The organism is Salmonella sp. SAL00672 (genome assembly GCF_046552175.1).
GTDB classification, from domain to species: domain Bacteria; phylum Pseudomonadota; class Gammaproteobacteria; order Enterobacterales; family Enterobacteriaceae; genus Salmonella; species Salmonella enterica.
This window is the reverse complement of the sequence record NZ_JBGDUQ010000006.1, coordinates 39,123-54,955: the sequence shown is the minus strand read 5'-3', so window position 1 is coordinate 54,955 and position 15,833 is coordinate 39,123. Positions and strand designations below refer to the sequence as shown.

The following is a 15,833-nucleotide window of genomic DNA, read 5'->3' as shown; positions in this document are numbered from 1 at the left end:
CCCCGATGTTCAGAGAAGAAACAAATTGTCCATATTGACCAGGACAACAGTGCTTACGTCTCCGCAAGGCCTTGCGCTTGATGAAAGCACGTATCAACCCCGCTTGTGAAAAGCGCTTTGTAACAAAAGCGTACAGTTCAGGCGATAAAATTAAGTAACAGAAGTGTCTATAACTATGGCTGGAATGTCCACATTGAATATTTGCACAGCGTCACACTTTGCAAAGCATTAGCATTTTTGTCCATAAGATTAGCGGATCCTGCCTGACGGTTTTTGCCGCGACTCTCTACTGTTTCTCCATACCTGTTTTTCTGGATGGAGTAAGACGATGGCAATTGCAATTGGCCTCGATTTTGGCAGTGATTCAGTGCGCGCTCTGGCAGTGGACTGCGCCACCGGCGACGAGATCGCCACCAGCGTAGAGTGGTATCCGCGCTGGCAAGAAGGCCGTTATTGCGACGGCCCGAACAACCAGTTCCGTCATCATCCGCGCGACTACATGGAGTCAATGGAGGCCGCGCTGAAAGCCGTTCTGGCACAATTAAGCGCCGCGCAACGCGCAAATGTCGTTGGCATTGGCGTTGACAGCACCGGCTCTACGCCAGCGCCGATTGACGCCGACGGTAACGTCCTGGCGCTGCGTCCGGAGTTCGCCGAGAACCCGAATGCGATGTTTGTGCTGTGGAAAGATCACACCGCCGTGGAAGAGGCCGACGAAATCACTCGTCTGTGCCATAAGCCAGGCAAGGTCGACTACTCCCGCTATATTGGCGGCATTTACTCCAGCGAATGGTTCTGGGCGAAGATTCTGCACGTTACCCGCCAGGATAGCGCCGTCGCGCAGGCCGCCGTCTCGTGGATTGAACTGTGTGACTGGGTGCCGGCGCTGCTTTCCGGCACCACTCGCCCGCAGGATATCCGCCGTGGCCGCTGCAGCGCCGGGCACAAAACACTGTGGCATGAAAGCTGGGGCGGTCTGCCGCCCGCGAGCTTCTTTGATGAACTCGATCCGTGCATTAACCGTCATCTGCACTACCCGTTATTTAGCGAAACCTTCACCGCCGATCTGCCCGTGGGCACCCTGTGCGCCGAATGGGCGCAGCGCCTCGACTTGCCGGAAAGCGTAGTGATTTCCGGCGGCGCGTTCGACTGCCACATGGGCGCGGTCGGCGCGGGCGCACAGTCCAATACGCTGGTAAAAGTCATCGGCACGTCTACCTGCGACATTCTGATTGCGGATAAACAGAGCGTCGGGGATCGCGCCGTGAAAGGCATTTGCGGTCAGGTTGATGGCAGCGTGGTGCCGAACTTTATCGGTCTGGAAGCGGGGCAATCTGCTTTCGGCGATATCTACGCCTGGTTTAGCCGCGTGTTGAGCTGGCCGCTGGAGCAACTTGCCGCGCAGCACCCGGAACTGAAAGCCCAGATTAACGCCAGCCAGAAGCAGCTACTGCCAGCGCTCACCGACGCCTGGGCGAAAAATCCGTCCCTGGATCACCTGCCGGTGGTGCTCGACTGGTTTAACGGTCGCCGCACGCCAAACGCTAATCAGCGTCTGAAAGGCGTCATTACCGATCTCAATCTCGCCACCGACGCGCCAGCGCTGTTTGGCGGTCTGGTCGCCTCGACCGCCTTCGGCGCGCGCGCCATTCAGGAGTGTTTTACCGATCAAGGTATCGCGGTCAATAACGTGATGGCGCTTGGCGGCATCGCCCGTAAAAATCAGGTCATTATGCAGGTCTGCTGCGACGTACTGAATCGTCCGTTGCAGATCGTCGCTTCCGACCAGTGTTGCGCATTAGGCGCCGCTATCTTTGCCGCCGTCGCTGCGAAAGTCCATGCCGATATTCCTGCCGCCCAGCAAAGCATGGCAAGCGCGGTAGAACGCACTCTGCGTCCCCGCCCTGAACAGGCGCAACGCCTCGAACAGCTTTACCGCCGCTACCAGCAGTGGGCGCTAAGCGCAGAACAACATTATCTTCCGACTGCCGCGCCGGCGCCAACGACCCCGGCCAATCAGGCAATCCTGACTCATTAAGGACACGACAATGACGATTTTTGATAATTATGAAGTATGGTTTGTGATTGGCAGCCAGCATTTGTATGGCGCAGAAACCCTGCGCCAGGTCACCCAACATGCCGAGCATGTGGTCAACGCGCTGAATACCGAAGCCAAACTGCCATGTAAACTGGTATTAAAACCGCTGGGCACCTCGCCGGATGAGATTACCGCCATTTGTCGTGACGCCAATTATGACGATCGCTGCGCGGGGCTGGTGGTCTGGCTGCACACCTTCTCCCCGGCCAAAATGTGGATCAACGGGCTGAGTATCCTTAACAAACCACTACTGCAATTCCATACCCAATTTAACGCCGCCCTGCCGTGGGACAGCATCGATATGGACTTTATGAACCTGAACCAGACTGCGCACGGCGGTCGTGAGTTCGGTTTTATCGGCGCGCGGATGCGTCAGCAGCACGCGGTCGTCACTGGTCACTGGCAGGATAAAGAGGCCCATACGCGTATCGGCGCCTGGATGCGCCAGGCGGTCTCTAAACAGGATACCCGCCAGCTAAAAGTCTGCCGCTTCGGCGACAATATGCGTGAAGTCGCAGTGACTGACGGTGATAAAGTGGCCGCGCAAATCAAATTTGGCTTTTCGGTCAATACCTGGGCGGTCGGCGATCTGGTGCAGGTGGTGAATTCTATCGGCGACGGCGATATCAACGCTCTGATTGACGAGTATGAAAGCAGCTATACCCTGACGCCCGCTACCCAAATCCACGGCGATAAACGCCAGAACGTGCGGGAGGCGGCGCGTATTGAACTCGGTATGAAGCGTTTCCTGGAACAGGGCGGCTTCCACGCCTTTACGACGACATTTGAAGATTTGCACGGCCTGAAACAACTCCCGGGTCTGGCCGTACAGCGTCTTATGCAACAGGGCTACGGCTTTGCGGGCGAAGGCGACTGGAAAACCGCCGCTCTGCTTCGCATTATGAAAGTGATGTCAACCGGTCTGCAGGGCGGCACCTCATTTATGGAGGATTACACCTACCACTTCGAGAAAGGCAACGATCTGGTGCTCGGCTCGCACATGCTGGAGGTGTGTCCGTCCATCGCGGTGGAAGAGAAACCGATCCTCGACGTCCAGCACCTCGGCATTGGCGGCAAGGAAGATCCGGCGCGTTTGATTTTCAATACCCAAACCGGCCCGGCGATCGTCGCCAGCCTGATCGACCTCGGCGATCGTTATCGCCTGCTGGTCAACTGCATTGACACCGTAAAAACGCCGCACTCCCTGCCGAAACTGCCGGTGGCTAACGCGCTGTGGAAGGCGCAGCCGGATCTGCCGACCGCCTCCGAAGCGTGGATTCTGGCTGGCGGCGCGCACCATACCGTCTTCAGCCACGCGCTGGATCTGAACGATATGCGCCAGTTTGCAGAAATACACGATATCGAAATCGCGGTGATTGATAACGATACCCGTCTGCCGGCCTTTAAGGACGCGCTGCGCTGGAACGAGGTGTATTACGGTTTAAAACGCTAAAAGTGGAGTCTGAATGCCCGGTGGCACTGCGTTTACCGGGCCTACGGTCCTGTAGGCCGAATAAGGCATTTATGTCGCCATCCGGCACACCGTCGCTCGTAGGCCGGATAAGCGAAGCGCCATCCGGCAGGGAGAAAACAATGTTAGAAGATCTCAAACGCCAGGTACTGGAAGCCAATCTGGCGCTGCCAAAACACAACCTGGTCACCCTTACCTGGGGTAACGTCAGCGCCGTCGATCGCGAACGCGGCGTACTGGTGATTAAGCCGTCCGGCGTCGATTATAGCGTCATGACCGCTGACGATATGGTGGTGGTCAGCCTGGAGACCGGTGAAGTCGTTGAAGGTCATAAGAAACCGTCGTCCGATACGCCAACCCACCGTCTGTTGTACCAGGCATTTCCGACTATCGGCGGCATCGTACACACCCATTCGCGCCACGCGACTATCTGGGCGCAGGCGGGTCAGCCGATTCCGGCGACGGGCACCACCCACGCCGACTATTTCTACGGTACGATTCCCTGCACTCGCAAAATGACCGAGGCGGAAATTAATGGCGAGTATGAATGGGAAACGGGCAATGTCATTGTTGAAGCCTTTGAAAAACAAGGCATTGACGCCGCTCAAATGCCCGGCGTGCTTGTCCATTCGCACGGCCCGTTTGCCTGGGGTAAAAATGCCGAGGATGCAGTGCATAACGCCATCGTGCTGGAAGAAGTGGCCTATATGGGGATCTTCTGCCGCCAGCTTGCGCCGCAGTTGCCCGACATGCAGCAATCCCTGCTGGATAAACACTATCTACGCAAACACGGCGCAAAAGCCTATTACGGGCAGTAATGCCTCTAAAAACGCGTCCCATTGGGGGCGCGTTGATGAATCTGGTCGGTGATATATTCAGCAAATGCGCTTTGATAGACGTAATGATCAGAACTCACATATTCAATAATATTGTCATAATATCCCTGCAACACTTTTCCTTCCAGCGCATGGAAGAAAATATAATCCTCGATTGTTGACTGCCAGCGTTGCCCATTTAACAGATAGTTAATAATGGTATCCCGATGTCCGTTTTTTCTGTCGTGTCCTTGCCAGTGAAAAAAAGCATTGCCGTTTTCAATAATCTCGGTACGCCAAATCTGTTCTGTCCATGTTTTATACTCAAAAAATCGACTCACGGTTTTTATGGAAGGGTTAGCGCGTTGAGTATTGACGAAAAGATAACGGTCGCTCCCTACCAGACGCGCCTGCATACTCACATTCATAAAAGATCATTCCTGAATACCACAAATTTTGATAAAAACACCCGCACCCGAAAGTCAAAATAAAATTATATTCTAAAATAAAAATTAAATTATGCAGAGAGTTCCCGACGAATTCGCACTGTAATCCATTTTTATTTAACCATAGCGGCCAATTGGAATATTATATTTCTACCTGACGGTACGGATGTTCCAAATGAAATTGTTACACTTTTCATTAATTAAAACAAACAAAAAATATCGCTTTTTTGTTAATCCGAGAAATAAGTAACAGATTCGAACAAGCGCCTTTCTGAAAATACTGAATGTATGAAAACAGACTTGACACAAAACAGCTAATACATGGGTAAAAATTGTAAATAAACATGATTCAAAATTAGCAGTTATAGGATAATTATATCTGCTGTCTACACCAGCATCATTATACCCTTCATACTTCGAGTTGCTTATGTGTTGGCTACGGATTACTCGGCCCATCCATGGGCCTTGCCCTGACGGGCCGTCGCACGCGACGTTCAAATCTGCTCCCGGCAGATTTGTCGCTCACCCCAGTCACATAGTTATCTATGCTCCTGGGGCCTCACTCCCTTGCCGCCTTTAAGCAACTCGAATTATTTTGGGTATATATTGATAAATATACGTCAGCAAAAATATCTGACGCTAAAAGCCCTTTTATCGTTAAAATATCCATTACACCCGTCACGGGGAACGAACTCATTCATGAAATATCGCTACATCATCAGAATCGCGGCAGGCATCATTCTCATTATGGCCATGGTGTTTATCCATAACGCTATCGCTATTTATCAGTTCAGTCAGCAAAACCAGACGCGCGTAGCTGACTGCGCGATTGTCGCAGGAGCAGGCGTTAGCGGAAAAACGCCTTCTCCCGTTTTTCAGGCCAGACTGGATCATGCCATCTGGCTTTACCAACAACACATTGTCCGCGCGTTGGTATTAACCGGCGGCTACGGCGCTGGCGCAACGGTTTCCGACGCGGCGATAGCCCGTCAATACGTTCTGGAAAAAGGGATTCCGGCTAAGGCGATTTTTATTGAAGAGCGCTCTACCGTGACGCGCGAAAATATTCGTTACGCAAAACAGATACTGCGACAACAACAATGGCGCACAGCGTTACTGGTCAGCGATCCGCTGCATATGCTGCGTCTGAAAACTATCGCTCAGGATAATGGTATCGATAGCCGCTCATCACCCACGCGATCCACCCGCTATAAATCCTGGTGGGCGCAAACCCGCTTCTTACTGCGAGAAACATTTTATTACAGCGGATATCGGCTTTTACGTTATATGCCTGTACAAAATAACAGTATTACCCCCTAAAACAGGTTATAATTAGCGTGAATTTTTTAGACAGGTAATCATCGTGGCGCAGGCAGGTTTCATTTTAACCCGGCACTGGCGGGATACGCCGCAAGGGACGGAGGTCTCTTTCTGGCTGGCGACAGACAACGGTCCTGTGCAGGCGACGCTGGCGCCGCAAGAGTCCGTGGCGTTTATTCCGACCAGCCAGACCTCCCGCGCCGCCTCGCTGCTACAGGCGGAAAAAGACTATCGCCTGACGCCGCTCCAGCTGCGAGACTTTCATCGTCAGCCGGTCTCCGGTCTGTATTGCCGTACTCACCGCCAGCTTATGCGGATGGAGAAACTGCTGCGCGAAAACGGCGTCACCGTTTATGAAGCGGATGTCCGCCCGCCGGAACGTTACCTGATGGAACGTTTTATTACGTCGCCCGTTTGGGTAGATGGCGAGATGCGCAACGGCGTTATCCGCAATGCGCGTCTTAAACCCCACCCCGACTATCGACCGCCGCTAAAATGGGTCTCGCTGGATATCGAAACCACGCGACACGGCGAGCTGTATTGCATTGGTCTGGAAGGCTGCGGCCAGCGTACCGTTTATATGCTGGGCCCGGCGAACGGCGATGACCGCCAACTGGACTTCGAGCTTGTGTATGTCGCCAGCCGCCCGCAGTTGCTGGAAAAACTCAACGCCTGGTTTGCCGAGCATGATCCCGACGTCATCATCGGCTGGAACGTGGTGCAGTTCGACCTGCGTATGCTGCAAAAACATGCCGAACGCTACCGTATCCCTTTACGGCTGGGGCGAGATAATAGCGAACTGGAGTGGCGCGAACATGGCTTCAAAAACGGCGTTTTTTTCGCCCAGGCCAGAGGGCGAGTCATTATCGATGGTATCGACGCGCTTAAATCCGCGTTCTGGAATTTTTCGTCTTTTTCGCTGGAAGCCGTCTCGCAGGAACTGCTCGGCGAAGGAAAATCCATTGATAATCCCTGGGATCGTATGGATGAGATCGATCGTCGCTTTGCCCAGGATAAACCCGCCCTCGCCACCTACAACCTGAAAGACTGCGAGCTGGTCACGCGCATTTTCCATAAAACCGAGATCATGCCGTTTTTGCTGGAACGCGCGACGATCAACGGCCTGCCGGTCGATCGCCACGGCGGTTCGGTCGCCGCATTCGGGCATCTTTACTTTCCGCGAATGCACCGCGCCGGCTATGTCGCGCCCAATCTCGGCGAAGTGCCGCCGCTGGCAAGTCCCGGCGGCTACGTAATGGATTCACAACCCGGATTATACGATTCAGTACTGGTGCTGGATTATAAAAGCCTGTACCCGTCGATTATCCGCACGTTTTTGATTGATCCCGTCGGGCTGGTCGAAGGCATGGCGCAGCCGGATCCGGAACACAGTACCGAAGGTTTCCTTGACGCCTGGTTTTCACGAGAAAAGCACTGCCTGCCGGAAATTGTTAGCCAAATCTGGCACGGGCGCGATGAAGCCAAACATCAGGGCAATAAACCGCTCTCGCAGGCGCTTAAAATCATTATGAACGCCTTTTATGGCGTACTCGGCACCACGGCCTGTCGCTTTTTCGATCCCCGTCTGGCGTCGTCAATCACCATGCGCGGTCATGCGATTATGCGCCAGACCAAAGCGCTGATTGAGGCGCAGGGTTATGACGTGATTTATGGCGATACCGATTCCACTTTCGTCTGGCTCCGGCGCGCGCATTCAGAAGCCGACGCGGCGGAAATCGGGCACAGGCTGGTGCGTCACGTGAACGAATGGTGGGCGCAGACGTTACAACAGCAAAATTTGACCAGCGCGCTGGAGCTGGAGTTTGAAACCCACTTTTGCCGTTTTCTGATGCCGACCATCCGCGGCGCGGATACTGGCAGTAAAAAACGCTACGCGGGCCTGATTCAGGAAGGCGACAGCCAGCGCATGGTATTTAAAGGTCTGGAAACGGTGCGGACCGACTGGACGCCGCTGGCGCAGCGCTTTCAACAGGAGCTGTATCTGCGTGTTTTTCGCAATGAACCTTATCAAGACTATGTGCGTGAGACTATCGATAAACTGATGGCGGGCGAACTGGACGCGCAGCTGGTTTATCGTAAGCGTCTGCGTCGCCCTTTACATGAGTACCAACGTAACATCCCGCCGCACGTTCGCGCCGCCCGGCTGGCGGATGAACAAAACCTGAAGCAGGGTCGTCCGGCACAGTATCAGAATCGCGGCGCCATAAAATATGTCTGGACTGTTAACGGCCCCGAGCCCCTGGATTACCAGCAGTCGCCGCTGGATTACGAACACTATCTTACCCGCCAGCTACAACCCGTGGCGGAAGGAATTCTTCCCTTCGTTGAAGATAATTTTGCTACACTACTGACCGGGCAACTGGGGTTATTTTGACGCGTGACGAAAGCGCCGCCTTCCAGTACCATAGCGCCCTTTCCATTCCTGGACCTAATTAACGCCACTACCACATTAGCCTGGTAGCGGGGTCGTATACTCGCAATTATCCAGTGCTGTCGCCTGGGAATGGCGAGTAATGCCTGCAATTAAAGATATAGAGCCGAACACATATGCCTTTTACACTTGGTCAACGCTGGATCAGCGATACAGAAAGCGAGCTGGGACTTGGAACCGTTGTTGCGATGGATGCGCGAACCGTCACCTTACTTTTCCCGTCCACGGGGGAAAACCGCCTGTATGCGCGCAGTGATTCTCCCGTGACCCGCGTCATGTTCAACCCTGGCGATACGATTACAAGCCATGAAGGCTGGCAGCTACATATCGATGAAGTAAAAGAAGAAAATGGCCTGCTTGTTTATGTCGGCACCCGCCTGGATACCGAAGAGACCAATGTGACGTTGCGCGAGGTTCTGCTCGACAGCAAGTTGGTTTTCAGTAAGCCCCAGGATCGTCTGTTCGCCGGTCAAATCGATCGAATGGATCGGTTCGCGCTGCGCTATCGCGCCCGTAAATTTCAGAGCGAGCAGTACCGGATGCCATACAGCGGCCTGCGCGGTCAGCGGACCAATCTGATCCCGCATCAGCTTAATATCGCTCATGATGTAGGTCGTCGCCACGCGCCGCGCGTACTGCTGGCGGATGAAGTGGGCTTAGGTAAAACCATTGAAGCCGGGATGATTCTGCATCAACAGTTATTATCCGGCGCGGCGGAACGCGTATTGATCATCGTGCCGGAAACCCTGCAACACCAGTGGCTGGTAGAAATGCTGCGCCGTTTCAACCTGCGCTTCGCGCTGTTCGATGACGAACGCTATACCGAAGCGCAGCACGACGCGTATAACCCGTTTGAAACCGAACAACTGGTGATCTGCTCGCTGGATTTCGCCCGCCGTAATAAGCAGCGTCTGGAACATTTGTGCGACGCCGAGTGGGATCTGCTGGTGGTCGACGAAGCGCATCATCTGGTGTGGAGTACCGATGCGCCGAGCCGTGAATATATGGCCATCGAACAGTTAGCTGAACGCGTACCGGGCGTGCTGCTGCTGACCGCCACGCCAGAACAGCTGGGGATGGAAAGCCATTTCGCCCGTCTGCGCCTGCTGGATCCGAACCGTTTCCACGATTTCGAACAGTTTGTCGAAGAACAGAAAAACTACCGCCCTGTCGCCGATGCGGTGGCCATGCTGCTGGCGGGCAATAAACTCAGCAACGACGAACTGAACAGGCTGGGCGATCTGATCGGCGAACAGGATATTGAACCGCTGTTGCAGGCCGCTAATAGCGATCGCGACGATGCGCAGGCCGCCCGTGATGAGCTGGTGTCGATGCTGATGGATCGCCACGGCACCAGCCGCGTTTTGTTCCGCAACACCCGTAACGGCGTCAAGGGGTTCCCGAAACGTGAACTGCATACGGTAAAACTGCCGCTGCCGACCCAGTATCAGACCGCCATTAAGGTCTCCGGCATTATGGGCGCGCGTAAAAGCGCGGAAGATCGCGCCCGCGATATGCTCTATCCGGAACAAATTTATCAGGAGTTCGAAGGCGATACCGGCACCTGGTGGAACTTCGACCCACGCGTTGAGTGGCTGATGGGCTATCTGACCAGCCATCGTTCGCAAAAAGTGCTGGTGATCTGCGCCAAGGCGACCACCGCGTTACAGCTGGAACAGGTGCTGCGCGAACGCGAAGGCATCCGCGCCGCCGTGTTCCATGAGGGCATGTCGATTATCGAACGCGACCGCGCCGCCGCCTGGTTCGCCGAAGAAGATACCGGCGCGCAGGTGCTGTTATGTTCCGAAATCGGCTCCGAAGGACGTAACTTCCAGTTTGCCAGCAATCTGGTGATGTTCGACTTGCCGTTTAACCCGGATCTGCTGGAACAGCGTATTGGTCGTCTGGATCGTATCGGCCAGGCGCATGATATCCAGATCCACGTCCCGTACCTGGAAAAAACCGCCCAGTCGGTGCTGGTTCGCTGGTATCACGAAGGGCTGGACGCCTTTGAGCACACCTGCCCGACCGGTCGCGCAATTTATGATTCAGCCTACGCCAGTCTGATTAACTATCTGGCCGCGCCTGAAGAAACCGACGGGTTTGACGATCTGATCAAATCCTGCCGCGAGCAACATGAAGCGCTAAAAGCCCAGTTAGAACAGGGCCGCGACCGCCTGCTGGAGATCCACTCCAACGGCGGAGAAAAAGCCCAACAGCTCGCACAAAGCATTGAAGAACAGGACGACGACACCAACCTGATCGCGTTCGCCATGAACCTGTTCGATATCGTCGGCATTAACCAGGACGATCGCGGCGACAACCTGATCGTGCTGACGCCGTCCGACCACATGTTGGTGCCGGATTTCCCCGGCCTGCCGGAAGACGGCTGTACTATCACGTTTGAACGTGACGTAGCCCTGTCTCGCGAAGATGCGCAGTTTATTACCTGGGAACATCCGCTCATCCGTAACGGACTGGATCTGATCCTCTCCGGCGATACCGGCAGCAGCACCATTTCGCTGTTGAAAAATAAAGCGCTGCCAGTCGGCACGCTGCTGGTCGAACTGGTTTACGTCGTGGAAGCGCAGGCGCCGAAACAGCTACAACTGAACCGCTTCCTGCCGCCGACGCCGGTACGTATGCTGTTAGATAAAAACGGCAACAATCTGGCCGCCCAGGTCGAGTTTGAAACCTTCAACCGCCAGCTCAGCGCCGTGAATCGCCACACCGGCAGCAAACTGGTTAACGCCGTTCAACAGGACGTCCACGCCATTTTGCAACTGGGCGAGACCCAGATTGAACAGTCCGCCAGAGCGCTGATTGATAACGCGCGCCGCGAGGCAGATGAAAAACTGTCCGGGGAACTGTCGCGTCTGGAAGCGCTGCGCGCCGTCAACCCGAACATCCGCGACGACGAACTTGCCGCTATCGACAGCAACCGTCAGCAGGTGCTGGAAAGCCTGAATCAGGCAGGCTGGCGTCTGGACGCGCTGCGTCTTATCGTCGTCACGCACCAATAACGGAGCCGTACATGGGGATGGAAAACTACAATCCGCCGCAGGAACCCTGGCTGGTTATCCTGTATCAGGATGAGCACATTATGGTGGTCAATAAGCCCAGCGGCCTGTTGTCCGTGCCGGGGCGTCTGGAAGCGCACAAAGACAGCATTATGACGCGTATCCAGCGCGACTACCCGCAGGCAGAGTCGGTGCATCGTCTGGATATGGCCACCAGCGGCGTGATTGTAGTGGCGCTGACCAAAGCCGCGGAGCGGGAGCTAAAACGCCAGTTCCGCGAACGTGAGCCGAAAAAGCAGTATGTGGCGCGCGTATGGGGGCATCCCTCCCCGGCGGAAGGACTGGTCGACTTACCGCTCATCTGCGACTGGCCGAACCGGCCAAAGCAGAAAGTGTGTTATGAAACCGGCAAACCGGCGCAAACGGAATATAACGTGGTGGAGTTTGCGGCGGATAATACCGCCCGCGTGGTGCTCAAGCCGATCACCGGACGTTCGCATCAGCTTCGTGTGCATATGCTGGCGTTAGGCCACCCGATTTTAGGCGATCGGTTTTACGCCTCGCCGGAAGCGTTGTCGCTGGCGCCGCGTTTGCAGTTACACGCCGAAATGCTGACCATTACCCACCCCGCTTACGGTAACAGCATGACGTTTAAAGTCCCGGCAGATTTTTAAATTCTGAGCCAATTTATGCCGGGGCGCTTCGCTTGCCCGGCCTACATTCATTAACGTAGGCCGGATAAGGCGCTAGTCGCATCCGGCAATTCAATCACTTGAAGCCTTTCTGTTCTTTGATTAGCTCATACGCTTTCTGAATTTCCTGCGCTTTTTGCTTCGCCATTTCCATCATTTCCGGCGGTAAACCTTTCGCGACCAGTTTGTCCGGATGATGCTCGCTCATCAGTTTGCGATAAGCGCGTTTAATGGTGGTTGCATCGTCGGTGGTTTTAACCCCCAGCACATTACAGGCATCTTCCAGCGTCGGGCCGCGCTGCGCCTGCTGCCAGCCGCCGCCGGACTGTTGATGATAACCGCCGCCAAACTGCGCGCCGCCCTGCATCATGCGCAGAAACTGATCGAACTGTACGCGGGAAATACCTAACTCTTCCGCAATCACATACAGCACTTCCCGCTCATTAGGGTGCAGTGAACCATCGGCAAACGCCGCCTGGATCTGAATTTCCAGAAACATCCGGATCAGATCAAAACGCCCGAAGCAGACGCTACGAAACTGCCGCATCTTTTCACGTAATGGGTAATTATCCGCTTTTCCGACCCGAAAGGCGTTCTGCGCGGCAGTACGTGAATCGCCGTGTAAATTCATACGATCCATCAACTGACTGGCGATATGAATATCCGCTTCCGTCACCCGTCCTTTTGATTTGGTTAAGTGGCCCATCACCTCAAAGGTGGTGGCAAAAAACAGCGCCTGCCGTTCCCGCTGGTTGGCAAACCACGCCATTTTTCGGCTGCGGGCTTTGTCGAACATATGGCCCACCAGCAGACCCAGGACCACGCCCCAAAAGCCGCCGCCCATCATCAGGGCTACGGCGACGCCAATTATCTTTCCCCAGTACTGCATAGACTCCCCAAAACGTTACGCTATCGGTGAGGCTATCTCCCACAAAATAAGGTGCTTTTCCGCGAATGAAGGCTACGGTCATTTGTGGGACATCGCCTATAATTTGCATTATCATACCTGTCATTCAATGCCGTGCCTAACACCACAGACGCTAAACGGCAGGATTAACACTGGCGCAGCGAAGATGAGTAAGTTAGGCTGTGACCGTTTGTCACGCGCAACGCTACCGATGATGGAACAATAAATACAACGTATGAAAAAACGTATTCCCACTCTTCTGGCCACCATGATCGCCAGCGCCCTTTATAGTCATCAGGGGCTGGCAGCCGATCTCGCCTCACAGTGTATGTTGGGCGTGCCGAGCTACGATCGTCCTCTGGTAAAAGGCGATACCAACGATCTGCCGGTTACTATCAATGCCGATAACGCTAAAGGTAACTACCCGGACGATGCCGTTTTTACCGGCAACGTGGACATTATGCAGGGGAATAGCCGCCTGCAAGCGGATGAAGTGCAGCTTCATCAGAAGCAGGCGGAAGGTCAGCCGGAACCTGTACGCACCGTCGATGCGCTGGGTAATGTGCATTATGATGACAATCAGGTCATCCTTAAAGGGCCGAAGGGCTGGGCGAACCTGAACACCAAAGACACGAACGTCTGGGAAGGCGATTACCAAATGGTGGGCCGTCAGGGGCGCGGTAAAGCCGATCTCATGAAGCAGCGTGGCGAAAACCGCTATACCATTCTGGAAAACGGCAGCTTTACCTCCTGTCTGCCTGGCTCCGATACCTGGAGCGTGGTGGGGAGTGAAGTCATCCATGACCGTGAAGAACAGGTTGCGGAGATCTGGAACGCCCGGTTTAAAGTAGGTCCGGTTCCGATCTTTTATAGCCCCTATTTACAGCTACCCGTCGGTGACAAACGTCGCTCAGGTTTCCTGATCCCGAACGCGAAATACACGACCAAGAACTATTTCGAGTTCTACTTACCGTATTACTGGAACATCGCGCCCAATATGGACGCCACCATCACCCCGCACTATATGCACCGCCGCGGCAATATTATGTGGGAGAACGAATTCCGTTATCTCACGCAGGCCGGCGCCGGGTTGATGGAATTAGATTATCTGCCTTCTGATAAAGTCTACGAGGACGAACATCCCAAAGAGGGCGATAAGCACCGCTGGTTATTCTACTGGCAGCACTCAGGCGTGATGGATCAGGTGTGGCGTTTTAACGTCGATTACACCAAAGTCAGCGACTCCAGCTACTTTAACGATTTCGACAGTAAGTACGGTTCCAGTACCGACGGTTACGCAACGCAGAAATTCAGCGTCGGCTACGCCGTACAAAACTTTGACGCTACGGTGTCGACCAAACAATTCCAGGTCTTTAACGATCAAAACACCAGCAGCTACTCTGCGGAGCCGCAGTTAGACGTTAACTACTACCATAACGATCTCGGGCCGTTTGATACCCGGATTTACGGCCAGGCGGTACATTTCGTCAACACCAAAGACAATATGCCGGAAGCGACCCGCGTCCACCTGGAGCCAACCATCAATTTGCCGCTCTCCAACCGCTGGGGCAGCCTGAACACCGAAGCGAAGCTGATGGCGACGCACTATCAGCAAACGAATCTGGACAGCTATAACAGCGATCCAAACAATAAAAATAAGCTGGAAGATTCGGTTAACCGCGTCATGCCGCAGTTTAAAGTCGACGGTAAGCTCATCTTCGAACGCGATATGGCGATGCTGGCGCCGGGGTATACCCAGACGCTGGAACCACGCGTGCAGTACCTGTATGTGCCGTACCGCGACCAGAGCGGCATCTATAACTACGATTCTTCTTTGCTGCAATCCGACTATAACGGCCTGTTCCGCGACCGCACTTATGGCGGTCTCGACCGTATTGCTTCCGCCAACCAGGTCACGACCGGCGTCACAACACGCATTTATGATGATGCCGCCGTTGAACGTTTTAACGTTTCTGTTGGTCAAATCTACTATTTCACGGAGTCTCGCACCGGCGATGACAACATTAAATGGGAGAATGACGACAAAACCGGTTCGCTGGTTTGGGCAGGCGACACTTACTGGCGTATTTCAGAACGCTGGGGGCTGCGTAGCGGAGTGCAGTACGATACCCGTCTGGATAGCGTCGCTACCAGCAGCAGCAGCCTCGAATACCGTCGGGATCAGGATCGTCTGGTACAGTTGAACTACCGCTATGCCAGCCCGGAATATATTCAGGCTACGTTGCCTTCGTATTATTCCACGGCAGAGCAGTATAAAAACGGCATCAACCAGGTGGGCGCGGTGGCAAGTTGGCCGATTGCCGATCGCTGGTCGATTGTCGGCGCGTACTACTTCGATACCAATTCGAGCAAACCTGCAGACCAGATGCTCGGCTTGCAGTACAACTCTTGCTGCTATGCGATCCGCGTCGGATACGAACGTAAGCTGAACGGTTGGGATAACGATAAACAACACGCGATTTATGATAACGCGATTGGCTTCAACATTGAGCTGCGCGGTTTGAGCTCTAACTACGGCCTCGGCACGCAAGAAATGTTGCGTTCGAACATTCTGCCGTACCAAAGCTCTATGTAATCTGATTGATTTACAA

General features: G+C 54.3%; 10 protein-coding genes. 8 read left to right on the top strand and 2 right to left on the bottom strand.

The window, feature by feature from the left end; genetic code table 11:
• Nucleotides 1–328: 328 nt before the first annotated feature.
• The 3 genes from araB (at nt 329) to araD (ending at nt 4,387) form a co-directional block, all read left to right on the top strand.
• Nucleotides 329–2,038 carry a ribulokinase gene (araB, locus tag ACLJTG_RS15855; RefSeq protein WP_079951387.1) on the top strand — a complete coding sequence of 570 codons (1,710 nt, stop codon included), beginning with the start codon at nt 329–331 and terminating at the stop codon, nt 2,036–2,038.
• 10 nt (nt 2,039–2,048) lie between these two features.
• Complete coding sequence (gene araA / locus ACLJTG_RS15850) at nt 2,049–3,551, top strand: L-arabinose isomerase (protein ID WP_000151693.1); 1,503 nt, start codon at nt 2,049–2,051, stop codon at nt 3,549–3,551.
• Nucleotides 3,552–3,691: 140 nt separating this feature from the next.
• Nucleotides 3,692–4,387 (top strand): L-ribulose-5-phosphate 4-epimerase, encoded by a 696-nt coding sequence (gene araD, locus ACLJTG_RS15845; protein ID WP_000888684.1) that lies wholly within the window; start codon nt 3,692–3,694, stop codon nt 4,385–4,387.
• A gap of 5 nt (nt 4,388–4,392) precedes the next feature.
• Here araD and ACLJTG_RS15840 read toward each other — a convergent pair whose 3' ends face one another.
• Nucleotides 4,393–4,812 (bottom strand): DUF4751 family protein, encoded by a 420-nt coding sequence (locus ACLJTG_RS15840; protein WP_023238195.1) that lies wholly within the window; start codon nt 4,810–4,812, stop codon nt 4,393–4,395.
• A 717-nt stretch (nt 4,813–5,529) separates the two neighbouring features.
• Here ACLJTG_RS15840 and ACLJTG_RS15835 point away from each other — a divergent pair.
• The 4 genes from ACLJTG_RS15835 to rluA all read left to right on the top strand — a co-directional run bounded on the left by ACLJTG_RS15835 (nt 5,530) and on the right by rluA (nt 12,296).
• Nucleotides 5,530–6,150, top strand: a complete 621-nt coding sequence (locus ACLJTG_RS15835) for a YdcF family protein (RefSeq protein WP_000877503.1) — start codon at nt 5,530–5,532, stop codon at nt 6,148–6,150.
• Between the two features lie 43 nt (nt 6,151–6,193).
• A complete protein-coding gene (gene polB, locus ACLJTG_RS15830) occupies nt 6,194–8,545 on the top strand; it encodes a DNA polymerase II (protein WP_079951385.1) in 2,352 nt (783 codons plus the stop codon).
• Nucleotides 8,546–8,718: 173 nt separating this feature from the next.
• Entirely contained in the window at nt 8,719–11,625 is a 2,907-nt protein-coding gene (rapA, locus tag ACLJTG_RS15825) for an RNA polymerase-associated protein RapA (RefSeq protein ID WP_001116968.1), read from the top strand.
• Between the two features lie 11 nt (nt 11,626–11,636).
• Nucleotides 11,637–12,296: a bifunctional tRNA pseudouridine(32) synthase/23S rRNA pseudouridine(746) synthase RluA gene (gene rluA / locus ACLJTG_RS15820; protein WP_000525196.1), complete on the top strand. Its 660-nt coding sequence runs from the start codon at nt 11,637–11,639 to the stop codon at nt 12,294–12,296.
• Nucleotides 12,297–12,390: 94 nt separating this feature from the next.
• Here the strand turns inward: rluA and djlA are convergent, their stop codons facing one another.
• Nucleotides 12,391–13,203, bottom strand: a complete 813-nt coding sequence (djlA, locus tag ACLJTG_RS15815; protein ID WP_001200595.1) for a co-chaperone DjlA — start codon at nt 13,201–13,203, stop codon at nt 12,391–12,393.
• Nucleotides 13,204–13,456: 253 nt separating this feature from the next.
• Here djlA and lptD point away from each other — a divergent pair, with 253 nt between their 5' ends.
• On the top strand, nt 13,457–15,817 hold the full coding sequence (lptD, locus tag ACLJTG_RS15810) for an LPS assembly protein LptD (RefSeq protein ID WP_000746119.1): 2,361 nt from the start codon (nt 13,457–13,459) through the stop codon (nt 15,815–15,817).
• Nucleotides 15,818–15,833 lie beyond the last annotated feature (16 nt).

Excerpts from the sequence above, each read along its gene's own strand:
- araB (WP_079951387.1), top strand. The coding sequence starts at position 329 with ATGGCAATTGCAATTGGCCTCGATTTTGGCAGTGATTCAGTGCGCGCT.
- lptD (WP_000746119.1), top strand. The coding sequence starts at position 13,457 with ATGAAAAAACGTATTCCCACTCTTCTGGCCACCATGATCGCCAGCGCC.
- djlA (WP_001200595.1), bottom strand. The coding sequence starts at position 13,203 with ATGCAGTACTGGGGAAAGATAATTGGCGTCGCCGTAGCCCTGATGATG.
- rluA (WP_000525196.1), top strand. The coding sequence starts at position 11,637 with ATGGGGATGGAAAACTACAATCCGCCGCAGGAACCCTGGCTGGTTATC.
- araA (WP_000151693.1), top strand. The coding sequence starts at position 2,049 with ATGACGATTTTTGATAATTATGAAGTATGGTTTGTGATTGGCAGCCAG.
- ACLJTG_RS15840 (WP_023238195.1), bottom strand. The coding sequence starts at position 4,812 with ATGAATGTGAGTATGCAGGCGCGTCTGGTAGGGAGCGACCGTTATCTT.
- ACLJTG_RS15835 (WP_000877503.1), top strand. The coding sequence starts at position 5,530 with ATGAAATATCGCTACATCATCAGAATCGCGGCAGGCATCATTCTCATT.
- rapA (WP_001116968.1), top strand. The coding sequence starts at position 8,719 with ATGCCTTTTACACTTGGTCAACGCTGGATCAGCGATACAGAAAGCGAG.
- araD (WP_000888684.1), top strand. The coding sequence starts at position 3,692 with ATGTTAGAAGATCTCAAACGCCAGGTACTGGAAGCCAATCTGGCGCTG.